Raw genomic sequence first — 18,083 nt, forward strand, 5'->3', positions numbered from 1 at the left:
AACTGACGCCGCGACCGACACCCTGACACGCACCGCAGTACACTCCAGCAGTAACGGCGGCGCAGCCGTGGACTGGACTGGCAAGACCGTCGAGATTTCCGCTGTGCTGCCCGCTCGCCGGCTGGCGACCGACCACGCGGGACTGGTTGAAAATCTGACAATCACCACCAGCCGGGCAGGCAACGCCGAGACCATCGCCATCAAGACCCTGGCCGGCACCGACCCTAGCCCGACGGACCCCGTGCGGATCGCGTTCAATACGACGACCGGCGGCTTCGAGGTGTTGGAGTTGACGGCTGCGCTGTCGGTCACGTTCAGCTCGGGCAGCACGGGGGGCGCTGTCGCCAACTTGGCGTTCAAAGTGGGTGTGTTGCTGTTCAATAATGCCGGCACCCTCGCCATGGGCGCCGTGGTGCGCCCCAGCGGCATCCGCGATAACAGCGTGGTCTCGACCACCGCAGAAGGCGGCGCTGGCGGCGCGGACAGCCCCAGGGTGATCTATTCCGCTGCGGCGCTCAGCAACGTGCGCTGCCGTGTGCTCGGCTATGTGACCTACACGCTGGCGACACCGGGGACCTGGGACACGGCGCCGAGCGAAATCCTACTTACCCGGGCGGCTGCCGTGGAGATCCATGCGCGGGAGCTGTTGTACGAAAAGACGCTGACGGCGAACGGGGTGTTCGATACAGACGAGTGGTGGCCGGGCGGAACCTTGCCGAATAACTATGATTCGTTTGAGATAGAGGCGCAACTCAGAAGTACTGTATCGGCCTCGGATGACAAGGGCGCATTTCTTCTGAACGGGGATGCCGTGAACGGCAACTACAGATATGCGCGGCATTACGGCGGCAGCAGTGTTTCCGGAAGCGCGAGTGATACGCCGGAGGCTTTCGGTATCGTGGGATCGACAGCGCTGTCTAACGTTTTTGCTATGGTTTTTTCTCGATGCCTGAGCCCGGGGAGCCCTAGCAAAGAAAAGATGTTTATTACCGAATCTTTCGAGCGAAGAGACTCTTCTACTATATATCTATTCGGTTATGGGACGCACTGGGAGTCTACAGCAGCGATTACCCGGATTCAGGTCGTCACCGATAACAACCCTACCGATCAATTTGTTTCTGGCAGCAGCCTGAAGCTATACGGCCTCAAAACCATGACGGTCCTTTCATGAGCCGCCCCTATCCCCGCATCGACGCCCAGTTGTTCAAGGGTTGGAGCGATGCCCGGCTGGCGGCCTACGCCAAGAAGCGCATCGCCCACTACCAACGCCCCGGCGGCCCCTTCACGCCTGGTGAAAAGGCGCTCCTGCGGGAGGCGTGGGGGTATGGGCTGCGGCAGCTGCGGCCTGCGCAACGGAGTCGGGCGGCATGCCCACCATCGCTGTCGAAGAAATCCAGGCGTAACCGATGATCGGCATCCGCCCCATCGGTATTGCGCCCATTGGGGCATCGGGGGAGGAGCAAGGCAACGTCTATGTCGCCACAGGCGGCGCACAGGCGGGCGGCTCGGCGGACGTTCAGGTAGGTTTCGCTTACGTCGGTGCAGGCGGCGCCCAAGCGGGTGGCAGCGCCGACGTTCAGGTTGGTATCGCCTACACCGGCACAGGAGGCGCCCAAGCGGGTGGCAGTGCCGACGTTCAGGTTGGTATCGCCTACACTGGTACCGGCGGCGCCCAGTCCGGTGGGGCAGCAATCCACAGCTACGAATATGTCGGCACAGGAGGCGCCCAGTCGGGCGGCACGGCGGACGTGGTGTACACGCAGGTGGCACCCACGCAGAGCATCAGCGGCAGCATCCGCGTCCAAACTGTTGAACAGTCCATCCGTGTACGAGTGGCTACGCCGGACATCCGCGTGCAGACCGCCACAAATAGCATCCGCGTCCAAACGGTTGAACAGTCCATCCGTGTACAACTGCTATCGAAGGCAGCCTGATGGCCAGACATCTCCCCACAGCCGCACAAACCGACATCACCGTCCGCTACGGGCCGTGGCCCAAGGGCATGAACAACCGCCAGCCGGACTACGCACTGCCGGAGGGTACGCTGCGCAACCTCGTCAACATCGATGTGGACAACGCCGGCCACCTGCACCGCCGCGAGGGCTACACGCGCATCGTCAGCGCCGCCAACTGCCGGGGCGGTTACTCCTGCCCGCTGGGCACGTTCTTCATTCAGGGTGCCGATCTGTGCCAACTGAATGACGACGACACCGTTACCGTGTTGTTCTCTGGCGTGTATGGCCCCACACCGGCTTACGAGTTTTTCAACGACACCCTGTACTTCAGCGACGGGTTGATCACCAAGAAGATCACGGCTGGTGGCGTGCAGGAGTGGGGGCTGCCCGTCCCCGCTACGCCGACGGTCTACGCGACGGCCGGCCTCATGCCTGCTGGTGACTATCTGGTCGCCATCACGACGGTAGACGCTGACGGCGTGGAGTCGGGCGCCAGCGATCTGTCCGTTGTGAGTATTCTGCCGGGCAGTACGGGATCGCTGGTTGTGGAGGGCATGCCGGTTGGCCGGACGAAGCGGGTCTACGCCAGCACACCCAACGGTGCGACACTGTTCCTGGTGGCTGAGCTGGCTGCCAACGTGTTCACCTACACGATCACCACCGCAGAGCTGGGCAACGGCGCCCCTCTGGTCACCCAGCAGATGTGCGCGCCGCCGGCCGGCCAGATTATCCGCGAGCACAACGGCCGGCTGTACATCGCCGCCGACAACGTGCTGTGGGTCACGGAGCCCTACGCCCCCGACTGGGTGAACTTGTCCACGGGGTTCATCCTTCAGGAGGACTACATCACGGTCGTGGAGCCGGTGGACGCCGGCGTGTGGCTGGTCTCTGACCAGACTTACTTTTTCCAGGGATCCGGGCCGGAGGACTTCACTATCGGGCAGCGGTTGGCGTATGGTGCGGTGTATGGTACCAGCGCCAGGGTGCCCTACGCACGCGATGTAGTGTGGTACACTTCGAGGGGGCTGGTTCTCGCGACGGGAGACGGACAAGTGACAAACCTTCAAGATCAAGACGTGGCGCCGCACGACGGCACCAGCGGTGCCGCACTGGTACGAGAGCAGGACGGCCTGCGTCAAACCGTGGTCAGTGTGCAGAACGCCTCGGTCTCCCGACTGGCTGCCGACTCCTTCATCCAGATGGAGGTGGTGCGCAAGAGTGGAGGGCTGACGCCGTGATCGAGCTATTCGACCCGCACTTTGTCTACACCTTCCGGTGCTTTGACCGGCACGGCCGATTGAAGTGGGAGTGGACGGAGAAGAACCTCATACCCAATGCCGGGCGGGACTACATCATCGCGGCGGCGTTCAGTGCCGGCAGTCAGTTCGGCACCTGGTACATCAGCCTGTACAGCGGCGCCTACACCCCACAACTCACGGATACCGCCGCCAACTACCCGGCCAACGCGACGGAAATCACCACGGCGTACAGCGAGGCCAACCGCCCCACACTGGTGCCGGACGCGCCGGGCAGCGGCCTGTACACCAACGCGGCCAGCCCGGCAGTGTTCACGTTCACCGCCACGACAACAGTTCAGGGCGGCGGCCTGCACAGCAACTCGGTCAAGGGCGGCACCACTGGTATCCTGGCATCGGTGGTGGCAGCTCCTTCTCCCAAAACAGTAAACGCTGGTGACGTGCTGAACGTCATTGCCGGCGTAGCACTCACCAGTTCTTGAGGACTGATCATGCCCATCTCGACTTACGCGGGTAACCTGGTGCTGGACTGGCTGCTGTCAACGGCCGCAGCAACACGCCCTACCACCTGGTATCTGTCCCTGCACACCGCCGACCCCGGTCTGACGGGCACCGACGAAGTGCTGGTGGGAACCGATGCAGCCTATGTGCGCAAGGCCATTACCTTCGCGGCGGCCAGCGGGCTGACCAAAGCAACGGATGCCGGCGTTACCTGGACGGCGGACGCGGCGGCGACCACTTATATCGTGACCCACGTCGGCATTTGGGACGCGCTGACTGGCGGCAACTTTCTGAACTATGGCGAGCTGGCCGTACCCGAGACTATAGAGGCCAGCGGGTCACTGAACCTGTCGGCTGGGCGCGTCATCGCGTCCATTGCGTGAGGATCTGACATGGCGATTCAAATCAGTTCGGGGCTGCGCAACCACATGCTGATCTCCGGCAGCTTCAAAAGCGGGCTGGACGGCGGTGTGCTGAAGATTTTTGCGGGTGCCATGCCCTCGACGGCGGATGCCGACAGCTCGGCACTGACGGTGCTCTGCACGATCTCACTGGACGCCACAGGTACGGGCATCACGTTTGCCAGTACGGTATCGGCTGGCATCCTGGCCAAGAACGCCAGCGAAATTTGGCGTGGGCAGATTACGGCCACCGGTACGGCGTCGTTCTTCCGTTGGATGGCCATCTCGGACACCGGAGCACTCAGCACCACCGAGAAGCGAGTGCAGGGCACGGTAGGACTGGCGGGTGCGGACCTCAACTTCAGCAGCCTCAGCTTCGTGTCTGGCAACTACAAGGTGATCGACTCGTTGAACGTGGCGCTGCCGCTGATCTGACTGTGGCTGGCATACCTGCCGGCCTGTTCGTGGAGGCTTAGGAGGTGGCGAATACACTATATAAGCCTCTGATCTACGAGATCATCCCCGGTACGGAAGGCACGGCCTCCGGTACGACCAGTACTACCAGTATCGGTGACGGCAGTGGCGTGACCTACTCACCGCCGACGGAAGAAACGGAAGTTGTACTCCTTGTCCCGGTGACGGAGACAGCCTTCTACCCTGGCTATGGGTACGGCTCGACTGGGATCGTTACTTATGAACCGGTCATAGTTACCGTGCCGGCATCGGGGGGTGGTCGCCAGTCTTCGCCGTTACTACAGGATGGATCTGGTGGCGGGTACGGTGAGGTGTCATCTCCGCCGGAACCGCCCACCCCGGCACAGGTCAACACTTACTTCGACCGCCAGTGGAACAGCTTGGCGGACACGATCAGTGCCGTCGCGCCCGGCGACTACATCGAGTGCCGTATCCAATATGGCAGTTATGCCGTATTTGTCGGACTGGACGCTGTTGGGGAGACCTCCACGCTGCCGAGTGCCTACCGCTACGGCATCATGGCAGATGTGTCGGGTGTGCGCATTTTCGAGAACGGCGTCAGCGGCGCGCTGCTGGCCGTTAACACGCCCACTACCACGCTGCGCATTCATCGCTCCGTCACCGGGCAGGTGTACTACCAGGTGGTTGGGCAGTCGTTGGTGCCCAGCCCGCAGGCACCCATCGCACCGTCGGAAGTGACGCAGGGCTACGGCCTGCTGTACTCATCGCTGGACGCCATACTCGACACCGAAGTTGCCAGTGCCACCATCGCCGACCCCTCGCTACCGATCACCATGGAGATGGGGCTCACCGTCATGACGCCGCCGCGTGTCGTGATGGCCAGTACGTTCGACCTGGCGATTGGCTTGGCACCGGCTGCCCTCATGCCGGTGCAGATGGACTTGGAGGCAACGCCCACCCCCGTGAAGACAGGCGACGTGACGATTGCCATGACCACGGGGCTGGACATATTCCCGTCGGGCGGTGGGAGCGGCACGTGGAACCTGCCTGCATTTCAGATGCTCGGCACCGAGACAGGTGTCGCGTATGGCCAAGGTAGCTGGACGTTGCCGCGCTTCACTATGACGGGTGTCGAGCAGACGTACGTTCCTGCCGACCCTGACGAAGGCTTCTGGATCCTGCCGCGCTGGGCCATGTGGGGGCAGGGGCTCGATGAAGACCACGGTAGCGGCAACTGGAGCCTGCGGCCGTTCGCCATGATCGGTGCCGAGGAAGGCGTGGAGTACGGCCAGGGTGACTGGACGCTTTCCCTACAGTTCGAGATGATCAGCTACCCGCCGTGGTGGCCTGACGGCACCTTCATGATGGTGTCCGGGCTGGCGGTTGATTCGCAGACACCGAACCTGTTCACCGACCTGGTTCTGGTACTCAACAGCGCCGGTGCGCTGACCGGCACGCTTGCGCTGACACGCGCACAGCTCCTGTCGTTGATGTCTTCGCTGGCGTCCAGCGGATCGCTGACGCTCTCCGGGGTGTACGGGCTGACACTGCTCGGAAATCTGTCGGCCGGCTCCCTGCAAGCCCTGCGTGCCTTGGCTGGTGCCGATCTTCCGGAGAACGCCGCAGTGTGGGTGGTCAACATGGACACCCAAGCGTCCGCTCAGTACGACGACTACGGCTTCAACAGCTTCTTCCGGCGTGGCAACGACTACTACGGCGTGGCCAACGACGGCATCTACAAGCTGAGCGGCACTACGGATGCCGGGTCGCCCATCGATGCCTTTGCCGCCTTTGTGCGCACCACGCTGGGCATTCAGTCCGTCAAGCATGTGCCCACGGTGTACGTCGGAGCGGCTTCGGACGGGGCGCTGGTGCTGCGCGTGGACGTGGATGGTGTGGCACGCTACTACAAGGCCCGCACATCCAGCACGCCGCTGAACAACCACCGCGTGGATATTGGCAGAGGCGCAAGAGGCGTATACTGGGAGTTCGACCTGTTGAACCAGAACGGCGATGACTTCGATGTGGCAGACATTACCTTACTGCCCGTGGTACGAGACCGGAGAATCTGATGGCTAGCAGCCCGGAAGACGTAGTTGACCTCGTAATTGACACTGCCACGGGTGCGGCGGGCCTGTGGGCAGGTGCGGCGGACATCGCCGCCTGGAAGGCCGTCACCGCCGCCGAGGGCAACTCCGCCGTACAGCCGCCGGCACTGAGTTACGCGCTGTCTGCCGTCGAGCCCGGCGTGCCCAACGTCGAGAACACCATCACAACTTACGAAGCTCAGCGTGACTTCCTCGTGCAGTTGATGACGGACAAGCTGACGGAGTTCTTCACGATCTACTACCCGCTGAACACCGACGGCTACGACGAGGGCATGGACTGGCTCATCAACACCATCACCAACGGCGGCACCGGCATCAACCCGGCGGTGGAGAACCAGATATGGCAGCGCGGTCGCGACCGCCTCATCGCCGAAGGGGAACGCGCCGACTCTCAGACCCTGCTCCAGTTCGCCCAGCGTGGCTTCTCGCTGCCGTCGGGCGCCATGACCAAGCTGCTGCAAGCCAACCGCTTCGAGCAGTTGCAAAAATTGCAAGAACAGTCACGGGACGTGGCGATCCGCCAGGCCGAGATCGAGCTGGAGAATCTGCGTTTCGCGGTAGACAAGGTGGTGACGGCCAGACTGCAAGCCATCGCGGCGGCAGCCGACTACATCCGTGCCATCACCAACGGCTTCGACTCGGCGGTGAACATTGCCAACCAGGAAGCACAGGCCAAGGCTGCCTTGATGGCAGCCACCGCAGACCTCTACCGCGCACGGCTGCAACGTGACGAGATTGCCATGCGTGTACCCTTCCAAGTCAGCGACAACACCTTGCGCACCAACGAGATCAACCTCAACGCCTTCTACCAGGGTGTAGACGCCAAGGTGCGCGGTGCGGCGGCGGCAGCACAGGTCTACGGTGCCATGGCACAAGCCGCCCTCAGCTCACTGGTGGGTATCGGCACGACGACGATTTCGGCGGCGACGTGATTAGTCGATGATTTGTGTGGGGTAGTGCTCGACGTTAGGAATGAAAATCCCTGCTGCCCAAGTCAGCCCTGTAGGCGATGTATACACTTGGAACTCGCCGAGATCGTCACGCTTGATTAAGCACACAAATTGAGCACCATCCCAAAACAGCCCCCACGACTCAGATGAATTTGATACATTCGGTATCCCTGCGGCGACAAACGTACGAGTAGCCCATGACACGCCGTGATTTGTAGACCGCAAGAATGCACGATCTCCAGTAGAGACAACATTGCCGGCGATCAGAATTGTACCGCTACCATCTGCGGCCGAGAATGGCGGGGCTGATGCGAATGTTTCAAAATTAGAGTAGGTAGTCCATGCAGCGCCGTCAGAGGTCGACAACACATCGGTACTGCCAAACGCAACGCGAACTAAGCGACTACCGGAATGGCAAAACTCGTGCGGGTTGCCAGCATCTATACTCCCTTGCCCAAGCAGCCATGCAGCGCCGGCATTATCTGAGTAATGCAGCTCGACTGACGCTCCAAGGATAGACGCAACTAGCCTGGTGCCAAGTACAGTATGCGCATACACGCCCTCAATGCCACCTCCGCCTGAACTCCATGTAGTGCCAGTGTCTGATACGTCAATACTGTCGAGACCAGGGCTAATAAACGTACCTGCCCTCAATTTCCCAGCTAAGTATTGAATGTACTTGTTGTTTCTAGAAAGCCCTGGAACTACGGCAACCTCCGTAAAAACTGCGCCTCCTTCGTGCTCATCTATGTGTGTCTCGTCCGGGCCAGTAGTAAAGCGTAGGCGGAATACTTTGCGGCTCTTCGACATTAGCCGCTCTGAAATTCCATCAGATAAAATCCCGTGGTCTACCCACCCTGTTAGGTCTTTATTTACTTCTATCAACCTCAAATCTGACGAGATATTCCAGTCGCGCCCTATGTACGCATAGTTGCCAATATCCCCAAGGCAAACCTCCACACACCGCTGCTTGTTTTCCCATGCGCAAGCCATCAGTCAGTCCTCAATGCTGCAACAGAACGAAATGGTTGAAAGAGTCGTACTGCCCGCCTGCGGGTTGGCCTGGCGACAGTATCTGGGTGGATGTGATGTCGAGCAAGTCGATGGGGTCGCCGTTGCCGTCCTCGACAGGAAAGAGCGACAGGGCTTGGGCGTCCACGCCGAACTCGTACCGCCGCAGCTTCCACTCGATGTGTGCCTCAGTTGCCGTGCCGCCACTATACGTGAATGTTACTGCCGGCAGCGCGTAGCCGTAGATCCCGGTGGCCGTCTCCGCCCACAAGCGCACCCCACAGTCGAGCTGGGTGTGCAACAGCACACCGGTATTCTTGTCCACGACATACTGGTCGAAGAACCAGTCGCGGTCTTCTGGCGCTGATCCGCCGGGGTTGCGTAGCACATACCGGCCAAAAATGACCCACAACTTGCCTTGATACTCATAGGTTGAGTACATCACCGGTACTTCGCTGTCTGGCTGCACGTACTCTGCCAGGAGCCAGGAGGTGACCATGGTGTTGGTGTGCGGGTCGTCGATGCTGCGCTTGAACACTATCGCCGCTTGCTGGTACAACGTCGGGGAAGTACCGGGGATCTCATCCACGGTCTCGACTAACGACACGAAGTAGAAATCCCGGTCGAGCGGCGTCTCGGGATCTGGAGGGAGCGCCGGGTCGAACGAGCCGTTGCCCTGATGGTAGCCGAAGCCAATGCGCGACGATCCACTGGTACGCAGTTCCGTGCCAGCGCCTGGGTTCGGGCCGGGCAGATGTGTCAGCGTGGCCACGTAGCTCAGATCCACGCCAGTGCTCTGCGCCAGGAATGTCGTCGGGTCGTCGGGGGTGGGGTACCGCCCGCGCACCAAGGTCGCGCCTGTCGCTGTGGGGCCGCCGATGTCATTGCCGTACAGCAGCGCCCACTCCGTGGCGAACAGGAACGGATACACCGCCGGCCCGAGCCGGAACGAACCGACTACAGGAGCAGGTAGCGTGAGGTTGATCTGCTCGTCGTGGAAGAATGTGGGTTGCTGCGGCTGGTTGTTGTCCTGCACTGTGCCCAGCCGGACCGTGAAGAAGTCGATGGCCAGATCGTTGTGCGCTTCATACAGTGCAACACGCAGCACTGGGCCTGTCTTGACGATATGCGGGGTCTTGGCACCGAGCCACTTGTCACCAGAAAAAATCTGCTGGTACTTGTACAGCCCGCGCAGGTCAGTCAGCTCGCCGGGCGGCGGCATGGCAATCTGCCCTGGGACATCGGTCGCGACCACCTGCGCAATGCGCCCACCGCCTTCCTCCGGCGGTGCCAGCCCGGAGAAGTACGACCACCACCAGAAACTGCCGCCGGCCTCAATAATGATGCGTGGGATACCGCCCCGAGTCTCCAAGTGAATCGTAATGCCTGGTGCGGGGACGATCATCTTGCGGCGGAAGTCACCCTGCTGGGCAAGCTGGGCCAGTACGCGGCGGGCGTAGGGCACCCACCGCGTGGCCAGGTCGATGTTGCCAAGCGGCACCAGGGTGGCTGGCTTGCCCGGCTTCCACGAGTTATTGACCACTGGTGCTGCCCTGCGGCGGGAAGGTGATCACCTTGCTATCCGGACTGCGCAGCTTCTCCGCTGCGGCCAGCTCGCCACTCAGCAGTTGATTGAACATGTTGACCAGCATACAGCTACTCTGCCCCTTGGCGTAGTCCGTGCCAGCGCCGAGAACCTTGAGGATGCTCTTGTTGGAAATCACCTTGTCTTCGGTCAGGGTGCGGATGATGGTGGTGTAGTTGTGCCCCAGCCGGGTGCAGTACTCCTTAAAGCCCTTCTTCTGTACCCACATCAGCCCCTTGTCGATCTCATGGCGCGCCAGTAGCTGTGTGCTGGTGGGCTGGCGGATGATGGTGGGCATGTTGGAGTGCCACCCCTGCACTGTCGAAGCAGTCTGCAACACCAGCATGTTGGCGTTGATGGTCTCCAGGTATTCCGCGAGGATGCTGACCGGGTGCAGGTACTGCTCGGACATCGCCGAGCGCATGAAGGGGATCTGTTCTCGGCTCAACCACGCCCACAGTGTGCGCACATCGTAAGGCAGCAACCCCAGCTTGGCGCCGATCTCGCAGGCTGCGCAGGCTACGGCAGCCACTGCCGACCAGAACCGCTCCCCACCCGAAATGGCCATGCGCGTGTCGATGGCCTGCATGATGGTCCGTACCTGCTGCTGGACCTCATCCCGATGGGCAATGACGTAGGTGATGAACGCCTCGCCGATGTGACCGTAGTTCTCCTTCAGGTCTGACAGATACGTATCGGCCTGCGCTTTGGTGTGGACCTGCTGCGGGTTGAACAGGATCTCAAACACCCGCACCGACTCGGCAGTGCTGTCGGCCCTGTCAGACGCCAGGGCGGAGTAGAGGCTGGTGTTGGCTGTACAGAGCATGATGGTGGACTTGCTGCCTTGCAGTGTCTTGCGCTCGGTGCCGGTGGTGTCCAGCCTTACGCGCCCCTCGGACTGCGTGACACTCATGGCCATATCTGCCATGGCGCGTGGCGGCATCCGGGTGATCTCATCCACGGTCAGTGGGAGGTTGCTCATAATCATCATGCGGTTGTCGCGCGCCTGCGCGGTGGCGCCCTGCGACGTGCCGTTGAGGGTCATCTTCTCGGGGTGCCCCCACAGTGAAGCGCAGGTATACAGGGTGGTGGACTTGGACGCCCCCGGCTTGCCGGACATATTGACGATGACGCCGTGGTGGCCGGTCATGTACAGCAGGGGAGCCCCTAGCGCAGCGCAGATGGCGAACTGGTTGGGGGCGTACTCTGGGTGGTTGAAGAATTTCAGCAGGTCCAGTTGGCGAGACATCTCGCCTGCCGCGTGAACGGCGGACACTGTGCGCTGTGCGCCCTGGTCCATCGTGGGCACCTTGTCTGTGCCATCTGCTCGGATCACCTTGTGCGGCAGGACGAACTCCTGCATATCGTCAGTCCACCCCAGCGCACCATACACCACATCGGCGACGGCAGCACGTTGCAGTTGCTTGATGTATGCCACCATGTAATTCCCCACCATATTGACTGCATTCTGCGCGACGAACACTCCGTTGTTAGACAATAACTGGCTGAGCTTCTTGGTATCGTACATCGCTTCAGCCGGCAGGTGAATCTCTGTCATCCCTACCAGTGGGAGCACAGCACACCAGACGTGCGTTTCCGTTATGCGGTAGGGGTCTCTGTACCGCCGCACCGGGTAGAAGTCGTGGTCCAGGATCTTGACGGTCTCGGTGAGCTGGATCTCATCCTCTTCCCCTTTCTTGGGCTTGACGGAGATGTCGATGTACACCCCCGTCGCCAGGCGCTTGTACGGATGAGGGGCTGTAGGGATGGTGACTGTTGGTTGCGGCGCCCCTTTTACGACAGGTGCTGCCGGCGGCGGTGCGTAGTCGGTGAACTTGGCGCCCACGATGGGCGACTTGATCTTGCCCCACTGCGGGCAGCCTGCACACACACCAGGATTGATCGTGTCGAACTTGGTGCAGGTGGTAGGCCCGATGTCCTGCGCGGCCAGGTTGGCCAGCTTGCTCTCGACCTCGGTGGCTGAGTACCGGGCGTCCTTGGCGCTGAACTTGTGTGCGGCCTTGTCGCCTTCCCGCGTGTGACGGATCAGCCCCAGCGCGGCGTACCACATCGGCTCAGACAAGCTTGCCGCGTTGGCCATGGCGTACTGCATCTGCGGGCAGGCCAGGATGACGGCCTTGATCCCGGGCGGCGGGGACGTGTGTATCGTGGTGTTGTCTGCGAAGCCTTCCAGATACGCTGGCGGGCGACTCGGCACCTGTACGGCAACATCGCACGCTGCCAGTGCAGCGTCCAGCCTATGCTCGATCTCTTCGGCGGGTGTGCATTCTCCTCCCCGCAGTATCTGTACCGGGCGCGGAGTGCCTTTATGGTGTAGTGTGCCTGGCAGGCGCAGTACGGACGCGGCATCTGCTGTTCGTGTAGGGTCGATCTTCAGCCCCTTGGCTACGGCCAGGGCCTTCAGCTTGGCCGCGATCTGTGCCCAGCGGGCGGTAGGCAACGCGTTGGTGAACGGCCAGTAGACATGCAGCCCCATGCCAGATGACACGACGATGGGTGCCGGCAGGCCGGCGGAGGTAGCGAACTGCTTGAGGTTTCTTAGTGCTTCAGCTTGGCTGGGGTACTTGTGGTCATCCGTGCCTACATCGATGTCCATAACGAGGCACTTGGCCTCGCACATGTTGCGCTGTGTGCGCACCTCGTAGGCCCCTTCCTCGCCCGTCTTGCGGTTCCGTTTCTTGGGGTTCCACACGCGCGGCTCGGCCAGCGACTGCACGCAGAAATACACATCATTTGCTGGGGATAACTTCTCGGCGGCGAGGATGGCGTCCGCATGGGACTGTACGACCTTGTGGACGAATACGGCATTGCTGGCGCCGGGTGGCGTCCAGGGGGTGGCCAGCGCGAAGTAGCCTGTGGCGGGCCAGACTGCCCGCAAAAATTGCGTTACGTTCACAGATAGCCCCTTGGAGAGCACACAGCATACTATGAGGCGGCCGCCGAAACATCCGGCGGCCACCCATGCTACATCATGCGGGACTTAGTCGTCCCATTCCGCGAGCAGGTCTTGCAGTTCTTTCGGCACCTCCGTGGTCTCTGCCGCAGCGGCGGGGGCTGAGGCTGCTTCTTCGGGCTCACCCGCGTCGAAACTCATCTCGATCTGGTCATCGTCCTCCGGTTCCGGGGCGGGTTTGGCAGGCTTGGCTGCCGGCTTGGCCGGCTTCGACTCGGCCTTGGCTGCCGGCTTGGCGGCTTGACGGGGTTTAGCCGCAGGCTCGGGCTCTCTCTTGGCTGCCGGCGCAGGGGCCTGCTCCACTTCCGCCGCCTTTACATCAGGGCTGCCAGCCGGCAACGCAGGGGCGGCCGCAGGCTCATCCACTGCCAGCAGTGACTCGACTGAGCCGTCCTCCATGCGCGCCTTGACTACCTCCATTTCGTGTGGCTCCAGCCACCGCTCGGCAGAGAAGATGACTTTGGGGTAGTTGGCGTTGGGGTCGAACCGCATCTTGGTGACGATGGTGGCGGTGTGCTTGGCACCGTTGCCACGCAGGAAGTCCACGTAGTTCTCGAAGGCGCGCCAGCCTTCCTTCTCCAGGTCGGGTGACTGCTTGTCGAACAGGCTGGTAATGGCCAGCTTGAGCCGCAACGGCGGCAGCTTCATCTCACCGACAAGCGGGAGTACAACGATGTGCCGTTGCTGGGAGCACGCAGTGACAGCCTTGCCAGCCTCGGTGATCTTGGACCCTTTGGCAGCCAGTGGGCAGGTGCGGCAGGATGCACTTTTGGGCTCTGCCACCTGAGCGCTGGGCTTCTCGCCGTCGTCACTCCAGCACGCCGGGAGACTCACTTTCTCGGGGTCATACGCGCCTTCGTAGTAGGCCCGCCCACGGTGCTTGGCGTAATCCATAACGACAACTCGCAACGTCTGGACGGGTTCGGAATCACCGTCTTCGTTGCGCCGCGTCAGGTTGGTACGGGTGCCGTCCGGCAGGGAGATCGACCAGACCTTGCCGGCATAGTTGAGCGTGGGAATCCGGTTGCGCTCGATGAGGTTGGTCTCCCGCTCGTCCACAAACGCGGCGATATGTGCCGGAACAGGGGCGGTACCGGAAGAGAAAACAGTCAGATTGGACATACTTGAAACTCCAGCAGTAAATGACGGGGGTGGTCAGTCGCCACGGCGCACATGCACCGTGAACTCCCTATACGCAGACACCGGAGGAGGGGTTTCCCCGTCGTGGTCGGCCATATAGTTTGTCACAAAACGCCGGGAAAGGCGCTTCTCGTAGATCTCGGACGGCGGGATACCTTCGGCAATCGCCCAGGTGTCCAGCACATTCCAGTCCTTGCAGCTTGGCTTGATCTCTTCCTTCTGAAACGCTGTGCCGGCATCCGTTCGCACGGACTGTACGTTCAGCCGGTTCAGCTCTCGCTGGATCTCGGCGCCCAATCGGTCCATCTTGCTTTGCAGCTCGGCACACTTGGCGTCTGCTTCTTTCTTGATCCGAGACTTCTCGTCCCGGATCTTCACATATACAGCTACAACTTTTTCGATGTCCATGATACCTCCTCTTGTTTACCCTTGTGCAACAGACTTATACATGTCCAGCATCTGCTGCTGCCCCAGCCTGCGCGACTCGATCAGGCTGTAGATGTCCCACTCCAGCTTATGGCCGCCGATGCGAATGACCGTCATGGGGCGCGTTTGCCCGGAGCGGTTGAACCGCTCGACTACCTGCTGTGCCTGGTCGTTACTGTAGATCGGTGCGTAGAAAATGCACATATCTGCCTCTGTCAGGTTCAGGCCGTGAGACATCACCTTTGGGTGGCATAAGAGTACATGCGGGTCGGCCTGTGCCTTGAAGTTTACGATGATCTCATTACGCTTTGCAACAGATACGTCACCATTCAGCACACCGACACTATACAGTTTACTTACTTCTTTTTCAAGCACATTGATAATGCCCTTGAATGGTACAACTACAAACACCTTGGCGGATGCTTCAGCAATGCAGTCCATCAGCACCTGTAGACGTGGCGCGTGGTCGAGCGGGATGTAGTCGTCGGTCAGTGGGTCTCTGACTGATCCGCACAGGATCTGGCGCAGCTTGGTGATGGTGTCGGCGGCGTTGACGGCCGTGATCTGCTTGGCGCGCAGCTCGGCCTGCATCTGTTTACGCATGGCGGCCAGCGCCTTGGTCTGCTCTTTGGTCAGCGGGCAGTCTCTGGCGGACACCGTAACTGGCGGCAAGTCCTTGCAGTCCTGCTTACGGAACCGCACGGCGGGTTGCAGGGCATCGTACACGATTCGCGATGCGTCAGGTTTGGGCACCCACTTGTACTGCGTGACCTGCTGCATGGTCTGCTGGCGGAACTGCCCGAAATACTTGGGCACCCGCTCCGGCGAGACCAACCGGGCCAAGGCCCATGCGTCCGTGGGTGCGTTGGGGGTGGGCGTACCGGTCATCAGCCAGAGCCGCTGGTGGGGCTGCAACATCTTCGCGAACGCCGAGTATTGCCGGTTGCCGGCGTTCCGGTAGTTGGACGCCTCGTCCACGATGACCAGATCAATGTCACCGCGCGCAGTGATCGCTCGCCGAACATCCGCGATGGCCAGTCCTTCGTAGTTGATAATGTAGAAATCCAGGTCCAGCCCCAGCATGTGCAGGCGGTACTCCCGCGAGCCATGCACCACACCGGCCTTGCGGTGCATCAGCACGCCGAAAATTTCACTCAGCCATACCCGCTCGACCGTGGACAAGGGGGTGACGATCAAGGCTTTGCGGACGTGCTTGTTCTCCATCAACCAGTCGGCCGCCCATAACGCAGCGGCCGTCTTCTCAGTGCCCATCTCGCTCAGGTTGAACCCTCGCCGGTGCAGGGTCAGGAACTCCGCCATGACAGTCTGATGAGCGCCGGGCTTGAACTTCCCCGGCCAGCGGTAGTAATACTTGATAGGCGCCGGCGCCGGGATGCCCATGTTGCGCAGCACCTTCGTGGCGTCCAAGGTATGGCGCACAGCGACGTTGTACTGGCTGTGGTCCAACAGCCTGCTGCTGTCTATCAGGCTGCGGACAGTCAGAGGGTCCGAGTGTCGGAGCAGCAGACTCTTTGAAGCGACATCGACTGCGATCATGGTGTACGGCTCGGCTGTGCTTTACACCCGTGCTCGACGTACACATACCACTGGTCGCCAGTCCCGTAGGGATCGGTGGTCCGTACCAGGTCCGGGCAGTCTGCCAAGTTGTGCCCTCGACAGTCGCTCCTGTAGCGGGGATGCGGGGCATCGTATGCGTCGCACGTACATAGGTCAGACATCGGATACTACCCTCTTGCAGTTACGCGGTCCCAGATACGGTCAAGTGTCTCCGTTTGCTTCTCCGTCAGGGGGCGGTCGTTCTCAAGCTGACTGCGGATCGAGTCAATAAACTCGACCTCCCACTCCGTGAGGCGAGACTCCCGCTTCTCGCAGTCTTCAATCATTGTCAGATACTCGTCTGCCCAACCAGACATACATTCCTCCAGCTACTCTGATCTCATCCTGGCCAACTTCTTGAGGCACGCCGAGCAGACCAGGAGTACATCACCCGGCGGCTCAAGCCTGCCACCCATGCCACAGATGGCGGTTTCGGTTTTGGCCCCGGTCCGCACCACGTGACGCTTGCGGCCGCTGCCTATCCTGGCGTAGAAGTAATGGTTCTCGTCGATCATCTGCGTACCCCATAGCATGTGCACATGTCACTCTTCACTTCTTGCCCTTTACTGTTTTGCGGCGCTGCCGCTGCTCCCACCGATCCGCTGCCCAAGCCGCATAGGACTGGTCATCACCAGCGCGGATGTGGCGGTGGTAGATGTCTGCCCAGGTGTAGGGGCGGCGCTTTTTCGTCATTGCTCTGGCCTGTAATTCCAGCCCATGACTTTGCTCCTCAAGATGAGCCCAGTAGGACGCCACCGCACCGGCTGGACCGAGGCGACGCCGTCCTCGTTCGAGGCCCAGCAGATGCCGTCTGTCCAGCAGCCTGGCGGCTCCTGATCTTCCACGAACGCCCAGCCGCCGCAGTCGTTGCAGTCGCTGTCCACCAGCCCCTCCAGCCACCAGATCAGGTTGTCGGACCCATGCCCCGGGATTTCCGCCTGAATGACAGTGCCGTCCTTTGGCGCCGTTTCGATCGACTGCCACGGGCTCGGCTCACCATGGATCGATTCGCCGCCCTTCATCGCACGCGATCCGGCTCAAACAGGTAGTCAGGCCGATCCGTGGGCTCCATCATGATGCTCGACTGAATCTCGTCAACCACCGCCAGGGGCGCGTGCCGGTCTCCGTTGTATATCGCCAGCCTGAGCGCCGAGAGCCCGGTGAGCACGTCGGCATACATCTCGCCGACGAGAACCCTGCGGGCGCTCTCCATGGCGGCCTCGAAGTCTCCCTTGCTCGCCCAAAAGGTCACGCTTTGCGTGACGGCGAGCCGCCACTCCTCCCGCGCACCGAGCCCGACCCTTTCGGCGTTCCCGGTCGGATCGCACGATATATCGAGTTTCGGTCCGAGGAAGCCGTCGGGGCGGTAACCCCCGATTCTGTGGAGTCTCAGCCGATCCATAAAGGCGGTCATTTTCGTGCCTCCTCCACTGTCTCGGGATGGCGTTGGTCCATGTAGTGGTTGAGCGCGGAGATAACTTCTGAGCGCCCTTGCAACCTCCCTTGCTCGAAGGCAGCGCGCGTGGCTACCTGCATGTCCTGCTTGTGCGCAGCGAGCATATCTGTCAGCAGTTTACTGATCTCCGCCTCTGCATCCGCGCCAAGTGCGAATGCGGGCTGATGCTCACCCAGTACATGGATCCTGTTCAGGACACCGTGGGGATTCTCATGCTTCTCCATTGTTGTGCTCCTCATACGTTGTTAAAAGACTTTCCAACTCGCCC

At 61.2% G+C, this 18,083-nt stretch carries 20 protein-coding genes; 9 read left to right on the plus strand and 11 right to left on the minus strand.

The features are described from left to right. The 9 genes from E4680_RS14110 to E4680_RS12695 form a co-directional block, all read left to right on the plus strand. Positions 1 to 1,171: hypothetical protein (locus E4680_RS14110; RefSeq protein WP_167792507.1), on the plus strand; the 1,171-nt coding region annotated here is incomplete at its 5' end. Then, positions 1,168 to 1,410 (plus strand): hypothetical protein, encoded by a 243-nt coding sequence (locus tag E4680_RS12660; protein WP_135282787.1) that lies wholly within the window; start codon positions 1,168 to 1,170, stop codon positions 1,408 to 1,410. The genes E4680_RS14110 and E4680_RS12660, both read left to right, overlap by 4 nt. After that, positions 1,407 to 1,934: a hypothetical protein gene (locus E4680_RS12665; RefSeq protein ID WP_135282788.1), complete on the plus strand. Its 528-nt coding sequence runs from the start codon at positions 1,407 to 1,409 to the stop codon at positions 1,932 to 1,934. The genes E4680_RS12660 and E4680_RS12665 overlap by 4 nt, the downstream gene beginning before the upstream one ends. Further along, positions 1,934 to 3,193 carry a hypothetical protein gene (locus tag E4680_RS12670; protein WP_135282789.1) on the plus strand — a complete coding sequence of 420 codons (1,260 nt, stop codon included), beginning with the start codon at positions 1,934 to 1,936 and terminating at the stop codon, positions 3,191 to 3,193. The genes E4680_RS12665 and E4680_RS12670 overlap by 1 nt, the downstream gene beginning before the upstream one ends. Beyond that, entirely contained in the window at positions 3,190 to 3,693 is a 504-nt protein-coding gene (locus E4680_RS12675) for a hypothetical protein (RefSeq protein ID WP_135282790.1), read from the plus strand. Before E4680_RS12670 ends, E4680_RS12675 begins: the two co-directional genes overlap by 4 nt. 9 nt (positions 3,694 to 3,702) lie before the next feature. Beyond that, positions 3,703 to 4,095 (plus strand): phage tail fiber protein, encoded by a 393-nt coding sequence (locus E4680_RS12680; RefSeq protein ID WP_135282791.1) that lies wholly within the window; start codon positions 3,703 to 3,705, stop codon positions 4,093 to 4,095. Between the two features lie 9 nt (positions 4,096 to 4,104). Next, positions 4,105 to 4,548: a hypothetical protein gene (locus E4680_RS12685; protein WP_135282792.1), complete on the plus strand. Its 444-nt coding sequence runs from the start codon at positions 4,105 to 4,107 to the stop codon at positions 4,546 to 4,548. A gap of 44 nt (positions 4,549 to 4,592) precedes the next feature. Next, positions 4,593 to 6,620: an aspartyl/asparaginyl beta-hydroxylase domain-containing protein gene (locus tag E4680_RS12690; protein WP_135282793.1), complete on the plus strand. Its 2,028-nt coding sequence runs from the start codon at positions 4,593 to 4,595 to the stop codon at positions 6,618 to 6,620. After that, entirely contained in the window at positions 6,620 to 7,588 is a 969-nt protein-coding gene (locus E4680_RS12695) for a hypothetical protein (RefSeq protein WP_135282794.1), read from the plus strand. Before E4680_RS12690 ends, E4680_RS12695 begins: the two co-directional genes overlap by 1 nt. Here the strand turns inward: E4680_RS12695 and E4680_RS12700 are convergent, their stop codons facing one another. From E4680_RS12700 to E4680_RS12745, 11 genes are all read right to left on the minus strand, one after another. Next, complete coding sequence (locus tag E4680_RS12700) at positions 7,589 to 8,599, minus strand: hypothetical protein (RefSeq protein WP_135282795.1); 1,011 nt, start codon at positions 8,597 to 8,599, stop codon at positions 7,589 to 7,591. Positions 8,600 to 8,609: 10 nt separating this feature from the next. Further along, positions 8,610 to 10,160, minus strand: coding sequence for a hypothetical protein (locus E4680_RS12705; RefSeq protein WP_135282796.1), 1,551 nt, complete (start codon positions 10,158 to 10,160; stop codon positions 8,610 to 8,612). Next, on the minus strand, positions 10,150 to 13,119 hold the full coding sequence (locus E4680_RS12710; RefSeq protein ID WP_135282797.1) for a DUF927 domain-containing protein: 2,970 nt from the start codon (positions 13,117 to 13,119) through the stop codon (positions 10,150 to 10,152). The genes E4680_RS12705 and E4680_RS12710 overlap by 11 nt, the downstream gene beginning before the upstream one ends. Positions 13,120 to 13,203: 84 nt before the next feature. Next, positions 13,204 to 14,298 (minus strand): hypothetical protein, encoded by a 1,095-nt coding sequence (locus E4680_RS14335; RefSeq protein ID WP_205688933.1) that lies wholly within the window; start codon positions 14,296 to 14,298, stop codon positions 13,204 to 13,206. Positions 14,299 to 14,331: 33 nt separating this feature from the next. Continuing rightward, complete coding sequence (locus tag E4680_RS12720) at positions 14,332 to 14,724, minus strand: hypothetical protein (RefSeq protein ID WP_135282798.1); 393 nt, start codon at positions 14,722 to 14,724, stop codon at positions 14,332 to 14,334. Between the two features lie 15 nt (positions 14,725 to 14,739). Continuing rightward, positions 14,740 to 16,299, minus strand: a complete 1,560-nt coding sequence (locus E4680_RS12725; RefSeq protein WP_135282799.1) for an SNF2-related protein — start codon at positions 16,297 to 16,299, stop codon at positions 14,740 to 14,742. A gap of 389 nt (positions 16,300 to 16,688) precedes the next feature. After that, positions 16,689 to 16,874 (minus strand): hypothetical protein, encoded by a 186-nt coding sequence (locus tag E4680_RS12730; protein WP_135282800.1) that lies wholly within the window; start codon positions 16,872 to 16,874, stop codon positions 16,689 to 16,691. Between the two features lie 34 nt (positions 16,875 to 16,908). Continuing rightward, complete coding sequence (locus E4680_RS14115) at positions 16,909 to 17,052, minus strand: hypothetical protein (RefSeq protein WP_167792508.1); 144 nt, start codon at positions 17,050 to 17,052, stop codon at positions 16,909 to 16,911. Then, complete coding sequence (locus E4680_RS12735; protein WP_135282801.1) at positions 17,049 to 17,381, minus strand: hypothetical protein; 333 nt, start codon at positions 17,379 to 17,381, stop codon at positions 17,049 to 17,051. Before E4680_RS12735 ends, E4680_RS14115 begins: the two co-directional genes overlap by 4 nt. Then, positions 17,378 to 17,773 carry a hypothetical protein gene (locus E4680_RS12740; RefSeq protein ID WP_135282802.1) on the minus strand — a complete coding sequence of 132 codons (396 nt, stop codon included), beginning with the start codon at positions 17,771 to 17,773 and terminating at the stop codon, positions 17,378 to 17,380. The genes E4680_RS12735 and E4680_RS12740 overlap by 4 nt, the downstream gene beginning before the upstream one ends. Continuing rightward, entirely contained in the window at positions 17,770 to 18,039 is a 270-nt protein-coding gene (locus E4680_RS12745) for a hypothetical protein (RefSeq protein ID WP_135282803.1), read from the minus strand. The genes E4680_RS12740 and E4680_RS12745 overlap by 4 nt, the downstream gene beginning before the upstream one ends. Positions 18,040 to 18,083 lie beyond the last annotated feature (44 nt).

The sequence above is a fragment of the Candidatus Macondimonas diazotrophica genome, assembly GCF_004684205.1.
GTDB lineage: Bacteria > Pseudomonadota > Gammaproteobacteria > UBA5335 > UBA5335 > Macondimonas > Macondimonas diazotrophica.

What these genes read in the sequence shown, in the direction of transcription:
- E4680_RS12720 (WP_135282798.1), bottom strand. Translation starts at nt 14,724, where the DNA reads ATGGACATCGAAAAAGTTGTAGCTGTATATGTGAAGATCCGGGACGAG.
- E4680_RS12745 (WP_135282803.1), bottom strand. Translation starts at nt 18,039, where the DNA reads ATGGAGAAGCATGAGAATCCCCACGGTGTCCTGAACAGGATCCATGTA.
- E4680_RS12670 (WP_135282789.1), top strand. Translation starts at nt 1,934, where the DNA reads ATGGCCAGACATCTCCCCACAGCCGCACAAACCGACATCACCGTCCGC.
- E4680_RS12680 (WP_135282791.1), top strand. Translation starts at nt 3,703, where the DNA reads ATGCCCATCTCGACTTACGCGGGTAACCTGGTGCTGGACTGGCTGCTG.
- E4680_RS14335 (WP_205688933.1), bottom strand. Translation starts at nt 14,298, where the DNA reads ATGTCCAATCTGACTGTTTTCTCTTCCGGTACCGCCCCTGTTCCGGCA.
- E4680_RS12685 (WP_135282792.1), top strand. Translation starts at nt 4,105, where the DNA reads ATGGCGATTCAAATCAGTTCGGGGCTGCGCAACCACATGCTGATCTCC.
- E4680_RS12665 (WP_135282788.1), top strand. Translation starts at nt 1,407, where the DNA reads ATGATCGGCATCCGCCCCATCGGTATTGCGCCCATTGGGGCATCGGGG.
- E4680_RS12695 (WP_135282794.1), top strand. Translation starts at nt 6,620, where the DNA reads ATGGCTAGCAGCCCGGAAGACGTAGTTGACCTCGTAATTGACACTGCC.
- E4680_RS12735 (WP_135282801.1), bottom strand. Translation starts at nt 17,381, where the DNA reads ATGAAGGGCGGCGAATCGATCCATGGTGAGCCGAGCCCGTGGCAGTCG.
- E4680_RS12730 (WP_135282800.1), bottom strand. Translation starts at nt 16,874, where the DNA reads ATGATCGACGAGAACCATTACTTCTACGCCAGGATAGGCAGCGGCCGC.
- E4680_RS12700 (WP_135282795.1), bottom strand. Translation starts at nt 8,599, where the DNA reads ATGGCTTGCGCATGGGAAAACAAGCAGCGGTGTGTGGAGGTTTGCCTT.
- E4680_RS12740 (WP_135282802.1), bottom strand. Translation starts at nt 17,773, where the DNA reads ATGACCGCCTTTATGGATCGGCTGAGACTCCACAGAATCGGGGGTTAC.
- E4680_RS12725 (WP_135282799.1), bottom strand. Translation starts at nt 16,299, where the DNA reads ATGATCGCAGTCGATGTCGCTTCAAAGAGTCTGCTGCTCCGACACTCG.
- E4680_RS14115 (WP_167792508.1), bottom strand. Translation starts at nt 17,052, where the DNA reads ATGACGAAAAAGCGCCGCCCCTACACCTGGGCAGACATCTACCACCGC.
- E4680_RS12660 (WP_135282787.1), top strand. Translation starts at nt 1,168, where the DNA reads ATGAGCCGCCCCTATCCCCGCATCGACGCCCAGTTGTTCAAGGGTTGG.